At 59.9% G+C, this 25,119-nt stretch carries 23 protein-coding genes and 1 pseudogene; 11 read left to right on the forward strand and 13 right to left on the reverse strand.

Translation table 11 applies throughout. From position 1 onward, the window contains the following. Nucleotides 1-15: 15 nt before the first annotated feature. On the forward strand, nucleotides 16-588 hold the full coding sequence (locus ABTV22_RS29265; RefSeq protein WP_433737823.1) for a xanthine phosphoribosyltransferase: 573 nt from the start codon (nucleotides 16-18) through the stop codon (nucleotides 586-588). Between the two features lie 126 nt (nucleotides 589-714). Here the strand turns inward: ABTV22_RS29265 and ABTV22_RS29270 are convergent, their stop codons facing one another. The 5 genes from ABTV22_RS29270 to dadA form a co-directional block, all read right to left on the reverse strand. Continuing rightward, nucleotides 715-2,637, reverse strand: coding sequence for an acetyl-CoA hydrolase/transferase C-terminal domain-containing protein (locus tag ABTV22_RS29270; RefSeq protein WP_433737825.1), 1,923 nt, complete (start codon nucleotides 2,635-2,637; stop codon nucleotides 715-717). Between the two features lie 265 nt (nucleotides 2,638-2,902). Next, nucleotides 2,903-3,319, reverse strand: a complete 417-nt coding sequence (locus ABTV22_RS29275) for a c-type cytochrome (RefSeq protein WP_433741537.1) — start codon at nucleotides 3,317-3,319, stop codon at nucleotides 2,903-2,905. A gap of 182 nt (nucleotides 3,320-3,501) precedes the next feature. After that, entirely contained in the window at nucleotides 3,502-4,050 is a 549-nt protein-coding gene (locus tag ABTV22_RS29280) for a cupin domain-containing protein (protein WP_007947433.1), read from the reverse strand. 128 nt (nucleotides 4,051-4,178) lie between these two features. Next, a complete protein-coding gene (alr, locus tag ABTV22_RS29285) occupies nucleotides 4,179-5,252 on the reverse strand; it encodes an alanine racemase (protein WP_433737826.1) in 1,074 nt (357 codons plus the stop codon). 123 nt (nucleotides 5,253-5,375) lie between these two features. Next, complete coding sequence (gene dadA / locus ABTV22_RS29290; protein ID WP_433737828.1) at nucleotides 5,376-6,680, reverse strand: D-amino acid dehydrogenase; 1,305 nt, start codon at nucleotides 6,678-6,680, stop codon at nucleotides 5,376-5,378. Between the two features lie 157 nt (nucleotides 6,681-6,837). Between dadA and ABTV22_RS29295 the strand changes: the two genes are divergently transcribed. Beyond that, complete coding sequence (locus ABTV22_RS29295) at nucleotides 6,838-7,326, forward strand: Lrp/AsnC ligand binding domain-containing protein (RefSeq protein WP_003206849.1); 489 nt, start codon at nucleotides 6,838-6,840, stop codon at nucleotides 7,324-7,326. Between the two features lie 141 nt (nucleotides 7,327-7,467). Here the strand turns inward: ABTV22_RS29295 and ABTV22_RS29300 are convergent, their stop codons facing one another. After that, the gene (locus ABTV22_RS29300; protein ID WP_433737829.1) at nucleotides 7,468-7,821 is read right to left on the reverse strand and encodes a YkgJ family cysteine cluster protein; all 354 of its coding nucleotides are present in this window, start codon (nucleotides 7,819-7,821) and stop codon (nucleotides 7,468-7,470) included. A gap of 147 nt (nucleotides 7,822-7,968) precedes the next feature. On the opposite strand from ABTV22_RS29300, the gene ABTV22_RS29305 reads away from it, so the two are divergent. Beyond that, the gene (locus ABTV22_RS29305; RefSeq protein WP_433737830.1) at nucleotides 7,969-9,261 is read left to right on the forward strand and encodes an NAD(P)/FAD-dependent oxidoreductase; all 1,293 of its coding nucleotides are present in this window, start codon (nucleotides 7,969-7,971) and stop codon (nucleotides 9,259-9,261) included. Between the two features lie 139 nt (nucleotides 9,262-9,400). Here the strand turns inward: ABTV22_RS29305 and ABTV22_RS29310 are convergent, their stop codons facing one another. Continuing rightward, on the reverse strand, nucleotides 9,401-9,646 hold the full coding sequence (locus tag ABTV22_RS29310; RefSeq protein WP_433737831.1) for a DUF1127 domain-containing protein: 246 nt from the start codon (nucleotides 9,644-9,646) through the stop codon (nucleotides 9,401-9,403). 179 nt (nucleotides 9,647-9,825) lie between these two features. Between ABTV22_RS29310 and ABTV22_RS29315 the strand changes: the two genes are divergently transcribed. Both ABTV22_RS29315 and ABTV22_RS29320 read left to right on the forward strand, forming a co-directional pair. Then, entirely contained in the window at nucleotides 9,826-11,259 is a 1,434-nt protein-coding gene (locus ABTV22_RS29315) for a PLP-dependent aminotransferase family protein (protein ID WP_433737833.1), read from the forward strand. Nucleotides 11,260-11,319: 60 nt separating this feature from the next. Next, nucleotides 11,320-12,888, forward strand: coding sequence for a phospholipase D family protein (locus ABTV22_RS29320; protein ID WP_433737834.1), 1,569 nt, complete (start codon nucleotides 11,320-11,322; stop codon nucleotides 12,886-12,888). Between the two features lie 79 nt (nucleotides 12,889-12,967). Here the strand turns inward: ABTV22_RS29320 and ABTV22_RS29325 are convergent, their stop codons facing one another. Both ABTV22_RS29325 and ABTV22_RS29330 read right to left on the reverse strand, forming a co-directional pair. Next, nucleotides 12,968-14,110: an MFS transporter gene (locus ABTV22_RS29325; RefSeq protein WP_433737835.1), complete on the reverse strand. Its 1,143-nt coding sequence runs from the start codon at nucleotides 14,108-14,110 to the stop codon at nucleotides 12,968-12,970. 266 nt (nucleotides 14,111-14,376) lie between these two features. Then, nucleotides 14,377-15,870 carry an aldehyde dehydrogenase gene (locus tag ABTV22_RS29330; protein WP_433737836.1) on the reverse strand — a complete coding sequence of 498 codons (1,494 nt, stop codon included), beginning with the start codon at nucleotides 15,868-15,870 and terminating at the stop codon, nucleotides 14,377-14,379. Nucleotides 15,871-16,105: 235 nt separating this feature from the next. On the opposite strand from ABTV22_RS29330, the gene ABTV22_RS29335 reads away from it, so the two are divergent. Beyond that, nucleotides 16,106-16,468, forward strand: a complete 363-nt coding sequence (locus tag ABTV22_RS29335) for a cupin domain-containing protein (protein WP_110965522.1) — start codon at nucleotides 16,106-16,108, stop codon at nucleotides 16,466-16,468. A 190-nt stretch (nucleotides 16,469-16,658) separates the two neighbouring features. Here the strand turns inward: ABTV22_RS29335 and rpmG are convergent, their stop codons facing one another. Together rpmG and rpmB are read right to left on the reverse strand one after the other, a co-directional pair. Next, nucleotides 16,659-16,814, reverse strand: a complete 156-nt coding sequence (rpmG, locus tag ABTV22_RS29340) for a 50S ribosomal protein L33 (protein WP_003177274.1) — start codon at nucleotides 16,812-16,814, stop codon at nucleotides 16,659-16,661. Between the two features lie 11 nt (nucleotides 16,815-16,825). Continuing rightward, nucleotides 16,826-17,059, reverse strand: a complete 234-nt coding sequence (rpmB, locus tag ABTV22_RS29345; protein ID WP_003177273.1) for a 50S ribosomal protein L28 — start codon at nucleotides 17,057-17,059, stop codon at nucleotides 16,826-16,828. Nucleotides 17,060-17,504: 445 nt separating this feature from the next. Here rpmB and ABTV22_RS29350 point away from each other — a divergent pair, with 445 nt between their 5' ends. Beyond that, nucleotides 17,505-19,091, forward strand: a complete 1,587-nt coding sequence (locus tag ABTV22_RS29350; protein ID WP_433737837.1) for an ABC transporter substrate-binding protein — start codon at nucleotides 17,505-17,507, stop codon at nucleotides 19,089-19,091. Between the two features lie 134 nt (nucleotides 19,092-19,225). Here the strand turns inward: ABTV22_RS29350 and radC are convergent, their stop codons facing one another. Then, complete coding sequence (gene radC / locus ABTV22_RS29355) at nucleotides 19,226-19,900, reverse strand: RadC family protein (RefSeq protein WP_433737838.1); 675 nt, start codon at nucleotides 19,898-19,900, stop codon at nucleotides 19,226-19,228. 135 nt (nucleotides 19,901-20,035) lie between these two features. On the opposite strand from radC, the gene coaBC reads away from it, so the two are divergent. The 4 genes and pseudogenes from coaBC to argB all read left to right on the forward strand — a co-directional run bounded on the left by coaBC (nucleotide 20,036) and on the right by argB (nucleotide 24,286). After that, nucleotides 20,036-21,244, forward strand: a complete 1,209-nt coding sequence (gene coaBC, locus ABTV22_RS29360; RefSeq protein ID WP_433737839.1) for a bifunctional phosphopantothenoylcysteine decarboxylase/phosphopantothenate--cysteine ligase CoaBC — start codon at nucleotides 20,036-20,038, stop codon at nucleotides 21,242-21,244. Between the two features lie 5 nt (nucleotides 21,245-21,249). Beyond that, nucleotides 21,250-21,705, forward strand: coding sequence for a dUTP diphosphatase (gene dut / locus ABTV22_RS29365; protein WP_137807175.1), 456 nt, complete (start codon nucleotides 21,250-21,252; stop codon nucleotides 21,703-21,705). 254 nt (nucleotides 21,706-21,959) lie between these two features. Next, nucleotides 21,960-23,363, forward strand: a pseudogene (locus ABTV22_RS29370) (phosphomannomutase/phosphoglucomutase); the annotation flags it as partial. A 17-nt stretch (nucleotides 23,364-23,380) separates the two neighbouring features. Beyond that, the gene (gene argB / locus ABTV22_RS29375) at nucleotides 23,381-24,286 is read left to right on the forward strand and encodes an acetylglutamate kinase (RefSeq protein WP_110965528.1); all 906 of its coding nucleotides are present in this window, start codon (nucleotides 23,381-23,383) and stop codon (nucleotides 24,284-24,286) included. A 162-nt stretch (nucleotides 24,287-24,448) separates the two neighbouring features. Here argB and pyrE read toward each other — a convergent pair whose 3' ends face one another. After that, a complete protein-coding gene (pyrE, locus tag ABTV22_RS29380) occupies nucleotides 24,449-25,093 on the reverse strand; it encodes an orotate phosphoribosyltransferase (RefSeq protein ID WP_011336558.1) in 645 nt (214 codons plus the stop codon). Nucleotides 25,094-25,119: the final 26 nt, after the last annotated feature.

The raw sequence follows: 25,119 nt of genomic DNA on the forward strand, positions 1-25,119 counted from the left end.
ATTGAGGACAGCTTCATGGAAGCCCTGCACAAAAAAATCCGCGAAGAAGGCATCGTGCTTTCCGACCAGGTCCTGAAAGTCGACGCCTTTCTGAACCACCAGATCGACCCGGCCCTGATGAAGCTGATCGGCGACGAATTCGCCACGCTGTTCAAGGACTCGGGCATCACCAAGATCGTCACCATCGAAGCGTCGGGCATCGCGCCTGCGATCATGACTGGCCTGAACCTGGGCGTGCCGGTGATCTTCGCCCGCAAGCACCAATCCCTGACCCTGACCGAAAACCTGCTGTCGGCGACCGTGTACTCGTTCACCAAGCAGACCGAAAGCACCGTGGCCATTTCCCCGCGCCACCTGACCAGCAGCGACCGCGTGCTGATCATCGACGACTTCCTGGCCAACGGTAAGGCGTCCCAGGCCCTGATCTCGATCATCAAACAAGCCGGCGCCACCGTGGCGGGCCTGGGTATCGTGATCGAGAAATCGTTCCAGGGTGGTCGTGCGGAGCTGGATGCGCAGGGTTATCGTGTTGAATCGCTGGCTCGCGTCAAGTCGTTGGCCGATGGTGTGGTCACCTTCATCGAATAACGCCACACCACAGACCCCTGTAGGAGCTGAGCTCGCTCGCGATGAGGCCATCACATTCAACATCAATGTCGACTGTCCGGCCGCCATCGCGAGCAAGCTCGGCTCCTACAGGTTTTAGGTCGACTGTTACAGCGCAGTGGCCTTCAGGCCAGTGAGCAGCAACCGCTGAAACAGCTCTTCTTTCAACCCTTGCGGACTGGTCAGCTGCATCCGCTCCAGGTGCTCGGGAAATTCCGCAGCCGGCGGCGCATCCAGCGCAGCCTTGCCCAATTCCACTATCTCGCTCAGTTTGAACTTGCACTTGAGCCAGTTCAGCGCCCGCAACAGATCCCGTTCCACCGCCGTGAAATCACACCCCAACGGATACTCCGGAAATAGCTGGGCATGTCGTGCCTGAATCCCCTGCAAACGCTGTGGGAAGTTGTCGGTAAACCTTGGATCGAGGCAGAAATCCTTGGGCAGCTTGCCGACCCTCTGCGCCTGCTCGATCAACCCCGACTGAAAACGCGAGTCGGTGATATTCAGCAGGGCTTCGATCACCGCCGCATCAGTCTTGCCGCGCAGATCGGCGATGCCGTACTCAGTGACCACGATGTCCCGCAGGTGTCGCGGGATCGTGCAGTGGCCGTACTCCCAGACAATGTTGGAACTGACCTCGCCGCCCGACTCGCGCCAGCTGCGCAGCAGCAACACCGAACGCGCCCCTTGCAGTGCATGCCCCTGCACCACGAAGTTGTATTGCCCACCGACACCACTGAGCACCCGTCCGTCTTCAAGCTGATCCGCCACGCCGGCACCGAGCAAGGTCACGGTGAACGCGGTGTTGATGAATCGCGCATCGAGACGCTGCAAACGCTTGAGCTCTTCCTGACCGTATAACTCGTTGATGTAGCTGATGCGGGTCATGTTGAATTCGAGCCGCTTGCTTTGCGGCAAGTCGCGCAACCGCTCATAGAAACTGCGCGGCCCGAGGAAGAAACCGCCGTGCACCGAGATGCCATCGGGCTGCGCTGCTTCATCCAGAGTGCCGGCATTCGCCCGCTGTTGAGTCGACACATCCGGGTAGACCTTGCGCCGCACGATCCCGGCATCGGCCAGCACCAGCAGGCCGTTGACGAACATTTCGCTGCAACCGTACAGGCCCCGGGCGAAGGGTTCGAGGCCGCCTTCGCGCTCGATCAACTGCGCCCATGGGCTCAGGTTCACCTGCGCCAGGAGCGACTTGTAGTTATCGCTATCGGCCTGGCGCGCCAGTAACGCCGCCGTCAGCGCATCGCCCATGGAGCCGATACCGATCTGCAAGGTGCCGCCATCGCGCACCAGGGTACTGGCATGCAATCCAATGAAATGATCCTGCAAACCCACCGGCATGTTCGGCGTGGAGAACAGCGTGGTGCTGTCCTTCTCGTCGATCAGCAGGTCGAAGGTGTCGATGCCGACGTCTGCGTCGCCGGGCATGTAGGGCAAGTCATTGTGGACTTGGCCAACCATCAGGATCGTCTCCCCGACGGCCCGGCGCTGGGCGATCATCGGCAACAGGTCGAGTGTGATGTCCGGGTTGCAGCTCAGGCTCAAGCGATCAGGCTGTTCGGCATGGCTGGCCACCAACTGCGCCACCAGGTTCAACCCGGCAGCATTAATGTCACGGGCTGCATGACTGTAGTTGCTGCTGACGTAGTCCTGCTGCGCCGCCGCGCTGTTGAGCAGACTGCCGGGCTGCATGAAGAATTGCTGGATATGAATATTGCCCGGCAGTTGGTCGCGACGCAGGTCAGCGAGAAAATCCAGTTCGGGATAATCGCCGAACACTCGCTCGATAAAGGGTTCCAGGAAGCTTTTTTGCAATCCGTCCCCCAATGGAGGACGGCCCAGGCACAGCGCGGTGTAGATCGTCAGCCGCCTCTCTGGCAGCTGTGTGATGCGCCGGTACAGTGCGTTGACGAAATGATTGGGTTTGCCCAGGCCCAAGGGCAGGCCCATGTGAATGTGGACCGGCAACCGCGCCAGCACCTCATCGACCGCTTGCTCGATAGAACACAGCTGCACCATCAGGTCCTCCCTTACATTCCATGACTTGGGGTTGGACCGAGCTTGCCGGGTCTTTGCTGCAATGAACAGCCTGTTGAAACCAATCGACCACCACCGCCCCCCCTGTAGGAGCGAGCATGCTCGCGAAGAATGACCAGACACCGCGGGCGAACAGAAAACCCGCGTTATCGTTGACGACCATCGCGAGCGTGCTCGCTCCTACAGGGGAAAACGGCAGGCACAAAAAAGCCGCTCGAAAGCGGCTTTTCAGCGAGAAGACTCAGGCTTATTTCAGGCCGGACATCTTCTGGATAGCGCCTTTGAGCTCTGCATCGGAGCAGTCGGCGCAGGTGCCTTTAGGCGGCATCGAATTGATACCGGTAATGGCTTTGGCCAGGATGCCGTCGAGGCCGCCCTGGTGATCGGCACGGTCTTTCCAGGCCGCGGCATCACCGATTTTCGGTGCACCCAGCAGGCCGGAACCGTGGCAAGCGTTGCAATGTTTTGCAATCACTTCGTCAGGGGTCTTGGCACCACCACCGCCGCCCGCAGCAGCGGCCACTTCCATCCCCTTGCACTCTTTGCCCTGAACACAAACCTGGCCGACCGGCTCAAGGCGCTTGGCGATTTCGTCATTGGTCGCAGCTTGTGCGCTGGCAGCCCAGAGGGCCAATACGGTTGCTGGTACGGCCAGCATTTTCATAATTAGGTTCACGCGTTCACCCTCAATGGTGGCTAGTCACGCCTACGGCCACGGTTCGCAGGCGGGCGCAAGTATAGCGGTAAGCCCGCGACACTGAAACAACCCCAAAGTCGAAGGGGTTTTGTTGCGCAACGGAAAAACAGCTCGGGTACCTCGGCCGTGCTGGCAGGGCGCCTCTTTTGTTAAAAGTTCGCCGGTGTCGCTGCGCTGATTAGTCGCGCCGGCGCATCGAACGGATTACGGAAACGATGCGGCTTGGTACTTTCAAAGTAGTAGCTATCGCCGGCTTCGAGCACAAAAGTTTCAAGCCCGACCACCAATTCAAGCCGACCCTCCACCAGAATGCCGGTCTCCTCACCCTCGTGGGTGAGCATTTCGTCACCGGTGTCGGCGCCTGGCGGATAGATTTCATTGAGGAATGCGATAGCCCGGCTTGGGTGAGCCCGGCCGACCAGTTTCATGGTCACGGCGCCGTCGGAAATGTCGATCAGTTCGTTGGCCTTGTAAACGATCTGAGTCGGCTTTTCCTGCAGGATCTCCTCGGAAAAGAACTCGACCATGGACATGGGAATCCCGCCCAACACCTTGCGCAGCGAGCTGATCGAGGGGCTGACGCTGTTCTTTTCGATCATCGAAATGGTGCTGTTGGTCACGCCCGCGCGTTTGGCGAGTTCACGCTGGGAAAGCCCTTTGAGCTTACGGATCGATTGCAGTCGTTCACCGACGTCCAAAGCTTGCGCCTCCAGGAGTCAAGGTTGTTGAAATATTGATCGTTATCATGGCGACAGCGTTCAGTATTTACAACACCTCGACCTGAATCCCGTTCAGTGAGGCGACTTCTGGTTCGTACCGCCCGGCGTCAGCTCCCGGAATAGAGCATTGGCACTCGACGCAGGTTGCAGAAAATCTGATAAGGAATCGTGCCCGCCGCGATGGCCACATCGCTGGCGAGGATGTTCTTGCCCCACAACTCGACGGTCGAACCCAAACCGGCTTGTGGAATGTCAGTCAGATCGATGCACAACATGTCCATCGACACCCGGCCGATCAACTGGCTGCGCTGCCCTGCAACCAGCACCGGCGTTCCGGTCGGCGCCAGGCGCGGATAGCCATCGGCATACCCCATGGCCACCACGCCCACGCGCATCGGCTTCTGGGTGATGAATTTAGCGCCGTAGCCGATCGGCTCGCCGGCGGGCAGTTCACGGACGCTGATCACCTTCGACTCCAGGGTCATCACCGGTTGCAGGCGCGAGGCCACGGCGTTGGCTTCTTCGAACGGCGTGGCGCCGTACAGCATGATGCCCGGACGTACCCAATCACTCGGAATCTGCGGCCAACCCAGCACCGCCGGCGAGTTGCGCAGGCTGACCTCGGCCGACAAGCCCTGACGCGCCGCTTCAAACACTGCGACCTGCTCGGCACTGGCTTGGCAGTTCAGTTCGTCGGCACGGGCGAAGTGACTCATCAGTACGATCTTCGCCACTTTGCCGCTGGCCAGCAGGCGTTGATAAGCGTCTTGATAGTCCTTGGGGTGCAAACCGACGCGGTGCATGCCCGAATCGAGCTTGAGCCAGACCACAATTGGTTTGCTCAATGCCGCTTTCTCGATGGCTTCAAGCTGCCACAGCGAATGCACCACGCACCAGAAATCATGTTCTACGATCAGCGCCAGCTCATCGGCTTCGAAAAAACCTTCCAGCAGCAACACCGGCGCGCGAATGCCGGCGGCACGCAGCTCCAGGGCTTCTTCGATGCAGGCCACGGCAAAACCATCCGCTTCGGCTTCGAGTGCCTGGGCGCAACGCACCGCGCCATGACCATAGGCATCGGCCTTGATCACCGCGAGGGCACGGGCACCCGTAACTTCACGGGCGATCTGGTAGTTGTGACGAAGGGCTTGAAGGTCGATCAGGGCACGGGCAGGACGCATGGCGGCAGACTTCTGGTCGGTCGTTGGGAAGAAAAACCGGTGCTGCGGGCGGCGAAACCGCCAGTAACACCGGGAGAGGGATCTTACGCTGTTGCTTAGGGCAAAACGGCTACAGCCGACAACTCACTGGTGAGCCGGCGCCGGGTTGACATGCTTGGCCGACTCCGGGCGCTGGCTGCCATAACGAGAAATATCGAGGCCTTCGGCGCTGATCTGCGGCTTTTTCTTCGCCATCAGGTCAGCCAGCAAACGACCCGAGCCACAGGCCATGGTCCAGCCGAGTGTGCCGTGGCCGGTGTTCAGGAACAGGTTCTTGAACGGTGTAGCTCCGACAATCGGGGTGCCGTCCGGCGTGGTCGGACGCAGGCCGGTCCAGAAACTGGCCTCGGCCAGGTTGCCGCCCTGAGGATAAAGGTCGTTGACGATCATCTCCAGGGTTTCACGCCGACGTGGGTTCAGCGACAGGTCAAAACCGGCAATCTCCGCCATGCCGCCGACGCGGATGCGGTTGTCGAAACGGGTGATCGCGACCTTGTAGGTCTCGTCGAGAATGGTCGAGGTCGGGGCCATCGCCGGGTTGGTGATCGGCACGGTCAGGGAGTAACCCTTGAGTGGGTACACCGGGGCCTTGATGCCCAGCGGCTTGAGCAGTTGCGGCGAGTAGCTGCCCAGCGCCAGCACGTAGCGGTCAGCGGTTTCCAGCTTGCCATCGATCCACACGCCGTTGATGCGATCACCGGCGAAGTCCAGGCGCTGAATGTCCTGGCCGAAACGGAATTGCACACCCAGTTTCGCAGCCATTTCTGCGAGCTTGGTGGTGAACATCTGGCAGTCGCCAGTCTGGTCGTTCGGCAGGCGCAGGGCACCGGCGAGGATATTGGTGACGCTGGCCAAGGCAGGCTCAACGCGGGCAATGCCTTCGCGGTCGAGCAATTCGAACGGTACACCGGACTCTTTCAATACGGCGATGTCTTTCGCGGCGCCGTCGAGTTGAGCCTGGGTGCGGAACAGTTGGGTGGTGCCGAGGCTGCGGCCTTCGTAGGCAATGCCGGTTTCGGCGCGCAATTCGTCGAGGCAATCACGGCTGTACTCGGACAGACGGACCATGCGCTCCTTGTTCACCGCATAACGGCTGGCGGTGCAGTTGCGCAGCATCTGTGCCATCCACAGGTACTGGTCGATGTCGCCAGTGGCCTTGATCGCCAGTGGTGCGTGGCGCTGCAACAGCCACTTCATGGCCTTGAGCGGCACGCCCGGTGCGGCCCACGGCGAGGCATAACCTGGCGACACTTGCCCGGCGTTGGCGAAACTGGTCTCCATGGCAGCGGCTGGCTGCCGGTCGACCACCACCACTTCAAACCCGGCACGGGCCAGATAATAAGCACTGGTGGTACCGATGACGCCGCTACCCAAGACCATAACGCGCATTTTTATATCCCTCATCGCGGCTGACCGCTGACGTGTGTAGTTCAGAGCTTTAGATGCGCGCAGTGTAAAAAAGATTTCCCAGTGATTTTCACTATATAAGCGCCTATATTTGGCGACAATTCTCGGCAAAATACCTTTTTACGGAGGCGCATCCCCTATGCGTACCAACACTCAAACCAAACGTGAGCTGGACAAGATCGACCGCAACATCCTGCGGATCCTGCAAGCGGACGGGCGCATCTCTTTCACCGAGCTTGGGGAAAAGGTCGGGCTCTCGACCACGCCCTGCACCGAGCGGGTCCGGCGCCTGGAGCGCGAAGGGATCATCATGGGCTACAACGCACGGCTCAACCCGCAGCACCTCAAGGGCAGCCTGCTGGTGTTCGTCGAGATCAGCCTCGACTACAAATCCGGCGATACCTTCGAAGAGTTCCGACGCGCGGTGCTGAAATTGCCCCACGTACTGGAATGCCACCTGGTGTCAGGGGATTTCGACTACCTGGTGAAGGCACGGATTTCCGAGATGGCGTCGTACCGCAAACTGCTGGGCGACATCCTGCTCAAACTGCCCCATGTGCGCGAATCCAAGAGCTATATCGTGATGGAAGAGGTGAAAGAGAGCTTGAACTTGCCGATTCCGGATTGAAGATTTGTGGCGCCTGTTCGGCCGTCTTCGCGAGCAGGCTCGCTCCCACAGTTGATCTTCAGTGGCAACAAATTCTGTGCACGACACGATTCCATTGTGGGAGCGAGCCTGCTCGCGAAGGCAGGCAATTCGGTCTGATTTTTAAACGAGAACCTGCCGGTTCGAGGCCATGTACTCGAATATCTGCTTCTCGACCCTTGGATGAATCAGCTCCACCGGCCGCCGCCCGTTGGGGCAAGGCAGCGTCTGGGTGGTACCGAACAATCGGCAGATCAGTGGCCGTTCGTCATAAACGGTGCAGCCATTGGGCCCCAGGTGTACGCAATTGAGCTCATCCATCGCCGCTTCCTGCTCGGCTCGGGTCTTGCGCGGTAGCCGCGACATTTCCTCCGGCGAGGTGGTCACCGGGCCGCAGCAGTCATGGCAGCCGGGCACGCACTCGAACGAGGGAATCTGCTCGCGCAGTGTGCGAATTTTCTGGCTGTTGCAGCTCATTGGGGTGTCGACCGATAACGGGATAGCCCGTAAGTCTGAGGCAAAAGCCGCAATCCAGACAGTGGTAACCGACCAATGTTGCCCGTGCGCAAAGGTCCGGCTTATGCTCCGTCAAGTTTTCTAAACACACGATCCAGGATGACGCCCATGAATGCCGGAGCCCAGCACGCTGCCTCCTACTACGCCGCCAGTAGCCTGCCGCAGCCGGATTATCCGGTACTCAAAGGTGAAGTGCTGGCCGATGTGTGCGTGGTCGGTGGCGGGTTTTCGGGATTGAACACGGCGCTGGAGCTGGCCGAGCGCGGCCTCAGCGTGGTGCTGCTTGAAGCCCGCAAGATCGGCTGGGGCGCCAGCGGGCGCAACGGCGGGCAGCTGATTCGAGGAGTTGGCCATGGCCTTGATCAGTTCACCAACATCATCGGCGCCGACGGCGTTCGCCAGATGAAACTCATGGGCCTGGAAGCCGTGGAAATCGTCCGACAGCGAGTCGAGCGTTTTCAGATCCCTTGCGACCTGACTTGGGGCTACTGCGACCTGGCCAACAAGCCCCGCGACCTCAAGGGGTTTGCCGAAGACGCCGAAGAGCTGCGCAGCCTCGGCTATCGCTACGAAACCCGCCTGCTACAGTCCAACGAGATGCGCACGGTGGTGGGTTCCGACCGCTATGTGGGTGGTCTGATCGACATGGGTTCCGGGCATTTACACCCACTGAATCTGGCGCTGGGCGAAGCGGCCGCGGCGCAACAACTGGGCGTCAAACTGTTCGAACAATCAGCCGTCACCCACATCGATTACGGTCCAGAGATCAAGGTACATGCCGCCCAGGGCGCGGTCCGCGCCAAAACGCTGGTACTGGGCTGTAATGCCTACCTCAATGAACTCAATCCGGAACTCAGCGGCAAAGTACTGCCCGCAGGCAGTTACATCATTGCCACCGAGCCCCTGAGCGAAGAGCTGGCGCACTCGCTATTGCCGCAAAACATGGCGGTCTGCGATCAACGGGTAGCGCTGGATTATTACCGGCTCTCGGCCGACCGCCGCTTGCTGTTCGGCGGTGCCTGTCATTACTCGGGGCGCGACCCAAAAGACATCGCCGCCTACATGCGACCGAAGATGCTGGAGGTCTTCCCGCAGTTGGGTGATGTGAGGATCGATTATCAATGGGGCGGCATGATCGGCATCGGCGCCAACCGCCTGCCGCAGATCGGTCGGCTCAAGGACCAGCCCAATGTGTACTTCGCCCAGGCCTATTCCGGTCATGGGGTGAATGCCACGCACCTGGCGGGCAAGCTGCTGGCCGAGGCCATCAGTGGGCAGCAGAGCAACGGGTTCGATCTGTTTGCCAAGGTGCCGCACATGACCTTTCCGGGGGGCCGGCATTTGCGGTCGCCGCTGTTGGCGTTGGGGATGTTGTGGCATCGGTTTAAAGAGTTGGTCTGACGTTTATTTGCGTTTTAAGGCCCTCATCGCGGGCAAGCCCGCTCCCACAGGTTTCGTGGTGAGCACAATATTTGTGAGCACCAGCAACCACTGTGGGAGCGGGCTTGCCCGCGATGAGGCCCGCAAAAAGACACAATACTTAGATCCTCCAGAACGGCTTGAGCCCCTCCTCCCGCGCCTGCTCACGGGTCAGCCCGATATCCTTGAGCTGATCGGGTGTCAGTGACAGCAACGCCTTGCGCGTGTGCAGACGATGCCAGAACAGGTCCCAGCGACTCAGGCCGCGCGGTACATTGCGCCGGTTCACCTCGCGCGCACCGCTTTCATGCCCGATCTCCAGTTCCTGACTGCGTAACGTCAGCCGCACATCGCTCAAGCCGTTCATTTTGATTGCTCCTGTTTACTTGGGTAGCCAGAGATTCCATGATGCGTGGACGGCGAAAACCATTACAGATCCAAAGCATCTGTATTATTTCCATACAGATTTGCCGATCCGGCCTCTGAATCCTGATTTTTCGCCCCATCTGTACTGGTCAACCGAACAATCATTATCGAGACTGCGCCATGACCCTCTACGTCAACCTCGCCGAACTGCTGGGCACGCGTATCGAACAGGGCTTCTATCGCCCCGGCGACCGATTGCCGTCGGTGCGGGCCCTGAGCATCGAACACGGGGTTAGCCTGAGCACGGTGCAGCAGGCATATCGCGTGTTGGAAGACAGCGGACTGGCCACGCCAAGGCCCAAGTCCGGGTATTTCGTGCCCGTCAGTCGCGAGCTACCGGAGCTGCCAGCGGTTGGGCGACCGGCGCAACGGCCTGTGGATATCTCGCAATGGGATCAGGTGCTGGAGTTGATCCGCGCGGTACCGCGCAAGGATGTGGTGCAGTTAGGCCGTGGCATGCCAGACATCACCACCCCGACCCTCAAGCCACTGCTGCGCGGCCTGGCGCAGCTCAGCCGCCGGCAGGACATGCCCGGCCTGTATTACGACAACATTCACGGGCACCTCGAGCTGCGCGAGCAGATCGCCCGGCTGATGCTCGATTCCGGCTGTCAGCTGGGCCCTGGCGATCTGGTGGTGACCACTGGCTGCCACGAGGCGCTGTCCACCAGCATTCGCTCAATTTGCGAGCCGGGAGACATCGTGGCCGTGGACTCGCCGAGCTTTCACGGTGCCATGCAGACCCTCAAGGGCCTGGGCATGAAAGCCCTGGAAATTCCCACCGACCCCATCACCGGCATCAGCCTGGAAGCCTTGGAACTGGCCCTGGAGCAATGGCCAATCAAGGCCATACAGTTGACCCCCAACTGCAATAACCCGCTGGGCTACATCATGCCAGAGTCGCGCAAACGCTCGCTGTTGCTGCTCGCACAACGTTTCGACGTGGCGATCATCGAAGACGATGTGTATGGCGAACTGTCCTACACCTATCCGCGCCCACGCACGATCAAATCCTTCGACGAAGACGGCCGCGTCCTGCTGTGCAGTTCATTTTCCAAGACCCTCGCCCCAGGCCTGCGCATTGGCTGGGTCGCACCCGGTCGCTACCTGGAACGGGTGCTGCACATGAAATACATCAGCACCGGCTCCACTGCGCCGCAACCGCAGATCGCCATCGCGGAATTCATCAAGAGCGGCCATTTCGAACCGCATTTGCGGCGGATGCGCACGCAATACCAGCGCAATCGCGACATGATGATCGATTGGGTCACCCGCTACTTCCCTGCCGGCACCCGTGCCAGCCGCCCTCAAGGCAGCTTCATGCTGTGGGTCGAGCTGCCGGAGGGCTTCGACACCCTGAAACTGAATCGTGCCTTGCATGATCAAGGCGTACAGATTGCCGTCGGCAGCATCTTTTCCGCCTCGGGCAAGTACCGCAATTGCTTGCGCATGAACTACGCTGCCAAACCAACGGCACAGATTGAAGAAGCTGTGCGCAAAGTCGGTGCCGCCGCCATCAAATTGCTGGCGCAGACCGACGGGCTGACCAACTGACCTTTCTGCGGAGTCCAGCGTCCATATGCCAACAACCGCCGCCAATCGGAACGGTCCCACGTGAGAGTCAGACAGCCCCTGCTTGCTCTGGTGTTACTTGCTTCGTTCCTCGGCGGCTGCGCCAATTTTGACGTACAGCGCGAGCCGAGCCAGGCGTTGCCAGCCAGTGCTTCGGCATTCGGTCGCTCCGTCCAGGTCCAGGCGGCCCCCCATGAAGGAAAGTCAGGCTTTCGCTTGTTGTCCGATAGCACCGAGGCCTTCACCGCCCGCGCCGAGCTGATTCGCAACGCCCAAAGCAGCCTCGATTTGCAGTACTACATCGTCCATGACGGCATCAGCACGCGCATGCTGGTGGAAGAACTGCTCAAGGCCGCCGATCGTGGCGTGCGCGTGCGCATCTTGCTCGACGACACCACCAGCGATGGCCAAGACGTCACCATCGCCACGCTGGCGGCGCATCCACAGATCCAGATTCGCGTGTTCAACCCCCTGCATCTTGGGCGCAGCACCGGCGTAACGCGGACCATGGGGCGACTGTTCAATCTCTCGCAGCAGCATCGGCGCATGCACAACAAGCTGTGGCTGGCCGACAACAGCATGGCTATCGTCGGCGGACGCAATCTGGGAGACGAGTATTTCGATGCCGAACCCAAACTGAATTTCACCGACATCGACATCCTCGGCGTCGGCCCGGTCGCAGAGCAGCTCGGGCATAGTTTCGACCAATACTGGAACAGCGCCCTGAGCAAACCGATCGATACGTTTGTCTCCCGTAAACCGACCGCCAAAGACCTGGAAAACACCCGGACCCGGCTGGAAAAATCCCTGGAGGAATCGCGCAAGCAGAATCATGCGCTCTATCAGCAACTGATGGCTTTCAAAACCCAGCCGCGCCTGGATATCTGGCGCCAGGAGCTGATCTGGGCCTGGAACCAGGCGCTGTGGGATGCGCCAAGCAAGGTGCTGGCCGACGGTGAGCCGGACCCGCAGCTACTGCTCACCACCCAATTGGCGCCTGAACTCGATGGCGTCAATAAAGAGCTGGTGATGATCTCCGCCTACTTCGTGCCCGGCCAACCGGGACTGGTGTATTTGACCGGGCGTGCCGATGCCGGCGTGTCGGTACGGCTGCTGACCAACGCACTGGAGGCCACGGACGTACCGGCGGTTCATGGCGGCTACGCGCCGTATCGCAAGGCGCTGCTGGAGCATGGTGTGCAGTTGTTCGAATTGCGCCGCCAACCCGGCGAAGCGAACGGTAGCGGCCCTCGCCTGTTTTACAGCAGATCCTATGGCGACTCCGACTCCAGCCTGCACAGCAAGGCGATCATTTTCGACCAGCAGAAGTCTTTCATCGGCTCGTTCAACTTCGACCCGCGCTCGGTACTGTGGAACACCGAAGTCGGCGTGCTGGTGGACAGCCCGGAACTTGCGGCCCGCGCCCGCGAACTGGCGCTACAGGGCATGGCGCCAGCCTTGAGCTATCAGGTGAAACTGGTCAATGGCCAGATCGTCTGGGTCACCGAAGACGACGGCAAAATGCATACCTTGACCCGGGAGCCGGGCAGTTGGTGGCGGCGCTTCAACGCCTGGTTCAGCAATACGATCGGGCTTGAGCGGATGCTTTGAAAGATCGCAGCCTTCGGCAGCTCCTACAGAAGATTGCATTCCAACTGTAGGAGCTGCCGAAGGCTGCGATCTTTTGATTCTATGCCGGCTGTGCCGCGCCAAACGCCCCCTGGCGCGATACCAGAATCACCAACCCAAACGCCCCCGCCGCCATCAGCAACGGCAGTGCATGCCCGCTGATCCACTGGCTGCCCGCACCGGCGATCAACGGCCCAAGCAGGCAACCGATCCCCCATAGTTGCGCGATGTGCGCATTGGCCCGCACCAGCGCATCATCGCGATAACGCTCGCCAATCAGGATCAGGGACAAGGTAAACAAACCGCCGGCACTCGCGCCGAACAGCACCCACAGCGGCCAGATCAGCAGCGTATCGATCAGCAACGGGATCGCCAGGCTCGACACCAGCAGGACCATCGCACAGCCTGTAAACAGCGTACGCCGCGATACACGATCCGCCAGCGCGCCAATCGGCAATTGCAGCAAGGCATCCCCCACCACCACAGTACTGACCATCGCCAGGGCGATTTCCGTGGTGAAGCCCTGGCGCAGGCAATACACCGGCAACAACGTCAGGATCATCGCTTCGAACGCCGCAAACAGCGACACGCCCCAGGCAATCGCCGGCAAACCGCGACAGAAGGTCAGCAGATCGCCAAAGGTCACACTGCAAGATTCACTGCTGGGTGCACCACTGCGGCCCAACAACAGCAACGGCGCCGCCACCAATAATCCGACACCGACCCAGAAGCCGTAATCATGTTCGGTGCCCAGTACGCCCAACAGAATCGGCCCGGCCAGCTGGCTCAAGGCGTAGCTGCTGCCATACAGCGCCACCAGCCGCCCACGCCACTCCTCGACCACCAGTTGATTGATCCAGCTTTCACCGAGGATGAACACCAGGGTCAGCACCACACCGATCATCAAGCGCAGCACCAGCCAGATCGGGTAGCTGGGCAATAGCGCCAGCAAACCGATGGACACCGCCCCACCCCACAGGCACAGACGCATCAGATTGGCTGTGCCAAGACGCGCCGCCAGGTGACTGGAGATCTTCGCGCCCAGCAGTACACCAATGGCCGGCATCGCCGCCATCACACCGATGGCAAATGAGCCGTACCCCCAGCTTTCCAGGCGAAACGACACCAGCGGCATGCTGACGCCCAGGGCCAGACCGACACTCAAGACAGACGCCAACACGGCGAAATACGTCGCCCAACGCATGTTCCACGCTCCTGTGGATATTTGTTTTTTACTGGCAACACAAACAAATGTGGGAGCGGGCTTTTGTGGCGAGGGGATTTATCCCCGTTGGGTCGCGTAGCGACCCCAAAACCTGCAACAGCGGAGTATCAGTTACACCGCGCATACCGGTTTTGCGACTGCTGCGCAGCCGAACGGGGATAAATCCCCTCACCACAAAGATCCGCTCCCACAAGGGATCTGCGTTGTTCAGGAGTCCTGATTTACCACCGGGCTCCTTCACTGGCTTACAACTTGATCCAGGTCGCCTTCAGTTCGGTGTACTTGTCGAACGCGTGCAGCGACTTGTCGCGACCGTTGCCGGACTGCTTGAAGCCACCGAACGGTGCCGTCATGTCGCCGCCGTCGTACTGGTTGACCCAGACGCTACCGGCGCGCAGTGCCTTGGCGGTCAGGTGAGCCTTGGAAATGTCAGCCGTCCACACCGCTGCCGCCAGGCCGTATGGCGTGTCGTTGGCGATATTGATGGCCTCTTCGGCGGTGTCGAATTCGATGACCGACAGTACCGGGCCGAAGATTTCTTCCTGGGCGATTTTCATCGCGTTGCTCACGCCATCGAAAATGGTTGGTTCAACGTAGGTTCCGCCAGTTTCCTGAAGGGTACGCTTGCCACCGGCCACCAATTTGGCACCGTCGGCATGACCGGATTCGATGTAGGACAACACGGTGTTCATCTGCTGGGTATCCACCAGTGCACCAACATTGGTGGCGGGGTCCAGCGGGTTGCCCGGCTTCCAGGTTTTCAGGGCCTCAATCACCAATGGCAGGAATTTATCCTTGATCGAACGCTCCACCAGCAGGCGCGAGCCAGCGGTGCAGACTTCGCCCTGGTTGAAGGCGATGGCACCCGCAGCAGATTCGGCTGCTTCTTGCAGGTTCGGCGCATCGGCGAAGACGATGTTCGGGCTCTTGCCGCCGGCTTCCAGCCACACGCGCTTCATGTTCGACTCGCCCGCGTAGATCATCAGTTGCTTGGCGATCTTGGTCGAACCGGTGAACACCAGGGTGTCGACATCGTTGTGCAGGCCCAGGGCCTTGCCGACGGTGTGGCCGTAACCCGGCAACACGTTCAACACGCCTTTCGGAATGCCGGCCTCGACAGCCAGTGCCGCAATGCGGATGGCGGTCAGCGGGGATTTTTCCGAAGGCTTGAGGATCACCGAGTTACCGGTGGACAGCGCCGGGCCCAGTTTCCAGCAGGCCATCATCAGCGGGAAGTTCCACGGCACGATGGCGGCAACTACACCGACTGGCTCACGGGTCACCAGACCCAATTGATCGTGCGGGGTAGCCGCCACTTCGTCGTAGATTTTGTCGATGGCTTCGCCGCTCCAGCTCAGCGCTTGCGCCGCGCCAGGAACGTCGATGTACAGGGAATCGCTGATCGGCTTGCCCATGTCCAGGGTTTCAAGCAGTGCCAGCTCCTCGGCGTGCTTTTTCAGCAGGCCGGCGAAACGGATCATGGCGGATTTGCGTTTGGTCGGCGCCAGGCGCGACCACACGCCGGAGTTGAAGGTAGCGCGAGCGTTTTCCACGGCGCGCTGGGCATCGGCGGCGTCACAGCTGGCGATTTTGCCGAGCAGACGGCCATCGACTGGGCTGATGCACTCGAAGGTCTCGCCGGAGACAGCATCGGTGTATTCGCCATTGAGGTAAGCGCGGCCTTCGATTTTCAGGTCGCGAGCCCGTTGTTCCCAGTCGGCACGAGTCAGGGTGGTCATTCGAGTGTCCTCCTCTTATTGAATACGACGCCCGCATTCTTCGCGGGCGCTGTCAGGAATTCTGCCCGGCCAGCCTGAAAATCGGCCTTAGGCACCCACCACCCTAAACCAGCGGCAGGGGAAGTTTCAATATATTTGACATAACGCCGGCAAACGGCCTTGCGATGTTCATTTTAATAAACATAGACTTTAAGAACACCTACCACTCGCACCGCAATGACGGGGGAATACAACAATGAGCATCCAGAACATCGTCGACTTCAGCCAGGCCACCACTGCTGCCGAACGTTATCGCCCAGACCCGGCCAAAGTGCTGAAGGGCGACCCCGAGCAAGCGGTGTACAACCATTACAACAGCCCTTGCGGCCAGTTGAACGCGGGAGTGTGGGAAGGGGCTGTGGGTCAATGGACGGTGAACTTCACGGAACACGAATACTGCGAGATCGTGCAGGGTGTTTCCGTACTGCGCGACCTGGATGGCAATGCCAAGACCCTGCGGGTCGGTGATCGCTTCGTGATCCCGGCGGGCTTCCGGGGCACTTGGGAAGTGCTGGAGCCTTGCCGCAAGATCTATGTGGCGTTTGAGCAGAAGGCCTGAATTTATTCGTCGTCCGGACTGACGCCTTCGCGAGCAAGCCCGCTCCCACAGGTTTTGTGATCGACCAAAATCCCTGTGGGAGCGGGCTTGCCCGCGATGGGGCCCTGATAGGCAACGCAAAAACCAATAGGCAACAAAAAAGGCCCGTATCTCGCGATACGGGCCTTTTTCGTAAGTCAGGAAAAATCAATTACTTGATTTTGCCTTCCTTGTAGATCACGTGCTTGCGAACAACCGGATCATATTTCTTGATCTCGATTTTGTCCGGAGTAGTACGCTTGTTCTTGTCGGTAGTGTAGAAGTGACCAGTACCGGCGCTCGAAATCAAACGAATCAATTCACGCATGATTAGCTCCCTTAAACCTTGCCATCGCGACGAAGTTCGGCCAGCACGACACTGATGCCACGCTTGTCGATGATGCGCATGCCTTTGGCAGATACGCGCAGACGTACGAAACGTTTCTCTTCTTCAACCCAGAAGCGGTGATGCTGCAGGTTCGGCAGGAAACGACGACGGGTTTTGTTGTTTGCGTGGGAAATGTTGTTCCCAGTCACCGGACCCTTACCGGTAACTTGACATACTCTAGACATGCCTCAGCCCTCTAAAACCACATGCCCAACCCGGCATGGGTTGGCCGCTTAATCTCTAGTCATTGTGGCGCCAGGCGCCGCGATTCTTTAGAGGTCTTACCGGCTACACCTACAGTGAAGGAACCGGGCCCCTAGAAAAGAGCGCTGCTTTATACCAGAAAGACTGGGGTGCAACAACATTCGGTGTGCCGTGAATGGAGAAAAACCCGGTTTTTCACGCTTCAAGCGCTTTGGATAAGGGCTGTCGCCGATTTCGACCACTCGTCGCGAGAATCTGCCCGACGTCACCATCCCGACGTTTTCCCACCCCACCAAAGCAAAATCAGGCGCTTATAGTCCACTCAAAATGCAAAAGGGGATAGTCATTTGCAAAGGAGCCCACTAGGGTAAGCCTTTTCCAGACTGCACTTGCAGATGGGCCTTCGATCTGTAAAGGAATCCGACCATGCGCCTCGCTGCCCTACCGCTGTTGCTCGCCCCTCTTCTACTGAGCCCACTGGCCCAGGCGGCCGCCCTGAGCGTCTGCACCGAGGCCAGCCCCGAAGGGTTCGATGTCGTGCAGTACAACTCACTGACCACCACCAACGCCTCGGCCGATGTGCTGATGAACCGCCTGGTGGACTTCGACACTGCCAGCGGCAAAGTGGTCGCCAGCCTCGCCGACAGCTGGGAAGTCAGCCCCGACGGCCTGGTCTATGTGTTCAAACTGCACCCGCAGGTGAAATTCCACCGCACCGAGTATTTCAGCCCGACGCGGGAAATGACGGCTGAAGACGTGAAGTTCAGCTTCGACCGTATGCTCGATCCGGCCAATCCGTGGCACAAGGTCGCCCAAAGCGGCTTCCCGCATGCACAATCGATGCAGTTGCCTGCACTGATCAAGAAAATCGACGCCCTCGACCCACTGACCGTGCGTTTTACCCTTGATCACGCCGACTCGACCTTCCTCGCGACTTTGAGCATGGGCTTCGCCTCGATCTACTCGGCCGAGTACGCCGATAAATTGCTGAAGGCGGGCACTCCGGAAAAGCTCAACAGCCAGCCTATCGGCAGCGGCCCGTTCGTGTTCACGCGCTTTCAGAAAGACGCCTCGATCCGCTACAAGGCAAACCCGGACTACTTCGGCGGCAAGCCATCGGTAGACCCGCTGATCTTCGCCATCACCCCGGACGCCAACGTACGCCTGCAAAAGCTGCGTCGCAACGAATGCCAGATCGCCCTGTCGCCCAAGCCCCTGGACGTGCAGGCCGCCCTGAAAGAACCAACCCTGAAAGTGGAAAAGACGGAAGCGTTCATGACCGCATTCGTCGGCATCAACAGCCAGCATCCACCACTGGACAAGCCTGAAGTGCGACAGGCGATCAACCTTGCATTCGACAAGGCTAATTACGTCAAAGCAGTGTTCGAAGACACCGCCGAACCCGCCAACGGCCCCTACCCGCCCAATACCTGGAGCTACGCCAAAAACCTGCCGGGTTATCCCCATGACGTGGCGAAAGCCAAGGCTTTGATGGCCAAGGCTGGGCTGAAGGATGGCTTCCAGACCACCATCTGGACCCGCCCGTCGGGCAGCCTGCTGAATCCGAACCCGAGCCTGGGCGCCCAACTTCTTCAATCTGATCTCGCTGAAATCGGCATCCAGGCCGAAATCCGCGTGATCGAATGGGGCGAACTGATTCGACGTGCCAAGGCAGGCGAGCACGACTTGCTGTTCATGGGCTGGGCCGGTGACAACGGCGACCCGGACAACTTCCTCACGCCGCAATTTTCCTGCGCTGCGGTCAAATCCGGCACCAACTTCGCCCGCTACTGCAACCAGGACTTGGACAAGCTGATCAGTGCTGGCAAGACCACCGGCGAACAAGGTGTGCGCAGCAAGCTCTACGAACAGGCCCAGACGCAGATCCAGCAACAGGCGCTGTGGCTACCCCTGGCCCACCCGACGGCTTTCGCCCTGACACGCAAGGACGTGGAGGGTTACTCGGTGAGCCCGTTCGGGCGTCAGGACTACTCCAAGGTCAACATCAAGTAATCCGCGACGACACACTTCCCTGTGGGAGCGGGCTTGCCCGCGATTAGGCCGGCACATTCAACAACAATGCTGAATGTACTGACGCTATCGCGGGCAAGCCCGCTCCCACAGGGTTTTGCATTCTCCCGCCAGACCTACATCCAGCCATACTCGGCCATCGAAAGCGGATCGCCATCTCCGATGATGAAGTGATCAAGCACCCGCACGTCTATCAACTCAAGCGCCTTTTGCAAACGCTTGGTCAGTTGCCGGTCAGCCTGACTGGGGCTGGAATTGCCCGACGGATGGTTATGGCACAGGATCAGTGCCGCAGCGTTGTGCGCCAACGCACGCTTGACCACCTCTCGCGGATGAACACTGGTGTTGTCGATGGAGCCGCGAAACAGCGCCTCAAAGGTCAGCACCTGGTGTTTTGAATCCAGAAACAGGCAGCCAAACACTTCGTGAGGCTCATGGCGCAGCATCGCCTTGAGGTAATCACGCACCGCGTGTGGATTTTCCAGCGCCGGTTTCTGGCGCAATCGCTCCGCCAGATGCCGTCGGCTCATCTCCAGCACAGCCTGCAATTGTGCGAACTTTGCCGGCCCCAGCCCCAATTGCATGCTGAACGCCGTGAGATCTGCCTCCAATAGCGACCGCAAACTGCCAAACCGACTCAGCAGATGCCGCGCCAGGTCAACGGCGCTTTTGCCCGACACGCCGGTTCGTAAAAAGATTGCCAGCAATTCGGCATCCGAAAGGCTTGCCGATCCCTGTTCAAGAAGCTTCTCCCGCGGCCGCTCCGCCGCCGGCCAATCGCGAATACTCATAGCACCTCCTTGTCTGTGGGCGCCGCTGTTCCGTAGCGGGCGCTGTGATATCGTAGCCCATCTTTTTTGCGGGCGAATTCACCCTGGGGAGGGGGTTTCGCCACGCTTGTCACCAACGAAATGAAAGGCAGATCTATGCAGCGGCTGTATCGGAAACGCATTGTTCTGGGCGTCGGCGGCGGTATTGCTGCCTACAAGAGCGCCGATCTGGTTCGCCGCCTGATGGACCAAGGCGCCGAAGTGCGCGTGGTCATGACCCGTGGCGGTGCCGAATTCATCACCCCACTGACCATGCAGGCCCTGTCCGGGCACCCTGTGCACCTGGACCTGCTGGACCCGGCGGCCGAAGCGGCCATGGGTCACATCGAGCTGGCCAAATGGGCCGACCTGGTGCTGATCGCCCCGGCCACCGCCGACCTGATCGCCCGGCTGGCCCAAGGCATTGCCGATGACCTGCTGACCACGCTGGTGCTGGCCACCGACGCGGTAGTCGCCGTTGCCCCGGCGATGAACCAGGCCATGTGGCGCGACCCGGCCACCCAGGCCAACCTGCGAACCCTTGAAAGTCGTGACCTGAAAGTCTTCGGCCCGGCCTCCGGAAGCCAGGCCTGTGGCGATGTGGGACTGGGTCGCATGCTTGAGGCCACCGACCTCGCCCAGCTTGCCGCTGACTGCTTCCAGCGTCAGGCGCTGACCGGTAAACACGTGCTGATTACCGCCGGCCCAACCCAGGAAAACATCGACCCGGTGCGCTACATCACCAACCACAGCTCCGGCAAAATGGGCTTTGCCCTGGCCGAAGCCGCAGTGGAAGCCGGCGCCCGCGTGACCCTGATCACCGGCCCGGTGCACCTGCCGACCCCGGATCGCGTCACCCGCATCGACGTGGTCAGCGCCCGCGACATGCTCGCGGCCTGTGAGGCGGCGATCCCCTGCGACCTGTTCATTGCTTCGGCAGCAGTCGCGGATTACCGCCCGGAAGTCGTTGCACCACAGAAACTCAAGAAAGATCCTACGAACGGCGACGGCTTGTTGCTACAAATGGTGCGCAACCCGGACATCCTGGCCAGCATTGCCACCCGCCCCGACCGCCCGTTCAGTGTCGGTTTCGCCGCTGAAACCGAACACCTGCTCGACTACGCTGCCCGCAAGTTGAAAGACAAGAATCTCGATTTGATCGTCGCCAACGACGTGGCCAACCCGAGCATTGGCTTCAACAGCGAAGAAAACGCCTGCAGCGTGATCGACCGCGACCTTCACGCCACACTTTTCGCCCAGACCAGCAAGAGCAAGATTGCTCGCCAACTGATCACTTTCATCGCTGAACGACTGAACCAGGTTTAATTTACATGCACGCTTTGCAAGCCAAGATCCTCGACCCTCGCATCGGTACCGAATTCCCGCTGCCGCAGTACGCCACCCCTGGCTCCGCCGGCCTCGACCTGCGCGCCATGCTGGAAAAAGACATCGTGATCAAGCCGGGTGAAACCGTGCTGATCCCTACCGGTCTGTCGGTCTATATCGGCGACCCGAACCTCGCGGCGCTGATTCTGCCTCGCTCGGGCCTGGGCCATAAGCACGGGATCGTGCTGGGTAACCTGGTCGGCCTGATCGATTCCGACTACCAGGGCCCACTGATGGTTTCGTGCTGGAACCGCGGCCAGACCGATTTCACCATGGTCGTTGGCGAGCGCCTGGCGCAGCTGGTGCTGGTACCGGTGGTACAGGCACATTTCGAGATGGTCGAAGAGTTCGTCGAGACCCAGCGCGGCACTGGCGGCTTCGGCCACTCCGGCAGCCATTGATCTGATATGTGACACTCCTGTAGGAGCTGCCGCAGGCTGCGATCTTTTGATCTTGATCGTTTAAAAGCAAAAGATCGCAGCCTTCGGCAGCTCCTACAGGGAGCCTCATTGACGGGTCCAAAAGCTGTCGACTTTGCTGGCATGGCCTTTTCGCACCACGAACTCTCTGTGAAAAACGCCGTCATACCTTCCAGTTTGAGCCTGCGGGTGAAAGATTCGCCGGCAGGTCCAGCCACTTTCGAGATGGAGCATTTCCACAGATGAGCACCCCAACCCGCATCGCCCCAAAGTTCCCCGACAGCATTTTCCGCGCCTACGATATCCGTGGCACCGTGCCGGAGTTTCTGAATGCTGAAACGGCTTACTGGCTCGGTCGCGCCATCGGTGCCCAGACGCTGGCCCAGAACGAACCGAATATTTCCGTCGGCCGTGACGGCCGTCTTTCCGGCCCGGAACTGGTGGAGCAATTGATTCAAGGGTTGGCCGACAGCGGCTGCCACGTCAGCGACGTTGGCCTTGTGCCAACCCCCGCCCTGTATTACGCCGCCAACGTACTGGCCGGCAAATCCGGTGTGATGCTCACCGGCAGCCACAACCCGTCGAATTACAACGGCTTCAAGATCGTCATTGCCGGCGACACCCTGGCCAACGAACAGATCCAGGCCCTGCACGACCGCCTCAAGAACAACAACCTGAGCAGCGGCAAGGGCAGCATCACCAAAGTCGAGATCCTCGACCGCTACACCACCGAAATCGTCCAGGACATCAAGCTGGCCCGTCGCCTGAAAGTCGTGGTGGACTGCGGCAACGGCGCAGCCGGCGTGATTGCCCCGCAACTGATCGAGGCGCTGAACTGCGAAGTCATCCCGCTGTTCTGCGAGGTCGACGGCAACTTCCCGAATCACCACCCGGACCCGGGCAAGCCTGAAAACCTCGTCGACCTGATCGCCAAGGTCAAGGAAACCAACGCCGACATCGGCCTGGCCTTCGACGGCGACGGCGACCGCGTCGGCGTCGTAACCAACACCGGCAGCATCGTTTATCCAGACCGCCTGCTGATGCTGTTCGCCCGCGATGTCGTGGCACGCAACCCAGATGCGGAAATCATCTTCGACGTCAAATGCACCCGTCGCCTGATCCCACTGATCAAGGAATACGGCGGTCGTCCGCTCATGTGGAAGACCGGGCATTCGTTGATCAAAAAGAAAATGAAACAATCCGGCGCCCTGTTGGCCGGCGAAATGAGCGGGCACATCTTCTTCAAGGAGCGCTGGTTCGGTTTCGACGACGGCATTTACAGCGCCGCACGGTTGCTGGAGATCCTCAGCAAGGAAAAATCCAGTGCGGAAGAGCTGTTCGCTACCTTCCCGAACGATATTTCTACGCCGGAAATCAATATCCATGTGACCGAAGAGAGCAAATTCAGCATCATTGATGGATTGCATGACGCGCAGTGGGGCGCAGGCGCTGACCTGACCACCATTGACGGCGTGCGAGTCGACTATGCCAAAGGCTGGGGCCTGGTTCGCGCCTCCAACACCACGCCGGTGCTGGTACTGCGTTTCGAGGCCGATGACGAGGCAGAACTTTCGCGCATCAAGGACGTCTTCCATGTCCAGTTGAAGCGTGTTGCACCTGATCTCCAACTACCGTTCTGATTCACCCGGAGCCCTGAATGACCCTCGAACGCGAAGCCGCCGCCAACACCGCCAAGGTCCTGTCCGAAGCGCTGCCTTACATTCGCCGCTATGTCGGCAAGACACTGGTGATCAAATACGGCGGCAACGCGATGGAAAGCGAGGAGCTGAAAACCGGCTTCGCCCGCGACATCGTGCTGATGAAGGCCGTCGGCATCAACCCGGTCGTGGTTCACGGCGGCGGCCCGCAAATCGGTGATCTGCTCAAGCGCCTGTCGATCGAGAGCCACTTCGTCGATGGCATGCGCGTCACCGACGCCGCGACCATGGACGTGGTGGAAATGGTCCTCGGCGGCCAGGTCAACAAGGACATCGTCAACCTGATCAACCGTCACGGCGGCAGCGCCATCGGCCTGACCGGTAAAGACGCCGAGCTGATTCGTGCGAAGAAACTCACCGTCACCCGCCAGACCCCGGAGATGACCCAGCCGGAAATCATCGACATCGGTCACGTCGGCGAAGTGGTTGGGATCAACACCGATCTGCTGAACCTGCTGGTCAAAGGCGATTTCATCCCGGTGATCGCGCCGATTGGCGTTGGCGAAAACGGCGAGTCGTACAACATCAATGCTGACCTGGTAGCCGGTAAGGTGGCCGAAGCGCTGAAAGCCGAAAAGCTGATGCTGCTGACTAACATCGCCGGTCTGATGGACAAGTCGGGCAAGGTCCTGACCGGCCTGAGCACTCAGCAGGTCGACGACCTGATCGCCGACGGCACTATCTACGGCGGCATGCTGCCGAAGATCCGCTGCGCCCTGGAAGCGGTTCAGGGTGGCGTCGGCAGCTCGCTGATCATCGACGGTCGTGTGCCGAATGCAATCTTGCTGGAAATCTTCACCGACACCGGTGTGGGCACCTTGATCAGCAATCGCAAGCGTCACTAAGCGATAGCGCATACAAAAAGACCCCGCTCAGCCTGGCTGAGCGGGGTCTTTTTTTGCCCGCGATCCCTGTAGGAGCTGCCGCAGGCTGCGATCTTTTGATCTTGCTTCAAGAGCCAAAGTCAAAAGATCGCAGCCTGCGGCAGCTCCTACATTGGGATTATGTCAAACGCCGAACTGGGCGCGGTACGCTTCCACGGCAGGCAAGTGTTGCTTGAGCTGTGGATCGTCAGCCAGGAACTCGAGCACCTGGTTCAGCGAAACAATGCTGATCACCGGAATGCCAAAGTCGCGCTCCACTTCCTGGATTGCCGACAGCTCGCCGTTACCGCGCTCCTGACGGTTCAGGGCGATCAACACGCCGGCTGCCTTCGCGCCGTCCTGGGAGGCGATGATTTGCATCACTTCGCGGATAGCGGTGCCGGCGGTGATCACGTCGTCAATGATCAGCACATCGCCCGTCAGCGGCGCGCCAACCAGACTGCCGCCTTCGCCGTGGGCCTTGGCTTCCTTGCGGTTGAAACACCATGGCAGGTCACGATTGTGGTGCTCGGCCAATGCCACGGCAGTGGTCGCCGCCAAAGGGATGCCCTTGTAGGCCGGACCGAACAGAACATCGAAGGGAATGCCGCTTTCGGCAATGGCTGCAGCGTAGAAACGACCCAGCTGCGCCAGGGCCGAACCCGAATTGAACAGGCCGGCATTGAAGAAGTAAGGACTGGTGCGCCCGGACTTCAGGGTGAACTCACCGAAGCGCAAAACGCCGCGATCGATGGCAAAACGAATGAAATCGCGCTGATACGCTTGCATGAAAAAAACCCCAAATACCACGGATT

Source organism: Pseudomonas putida (assembly GCF_050990305.1).
GTDB lineage: Bacteria > Pseudomonadota > Gammaproteobacteria > Pseudomonadales > Pseudomonadaceae > Aquipseudomonas > Aquipseudomonas putida_AH.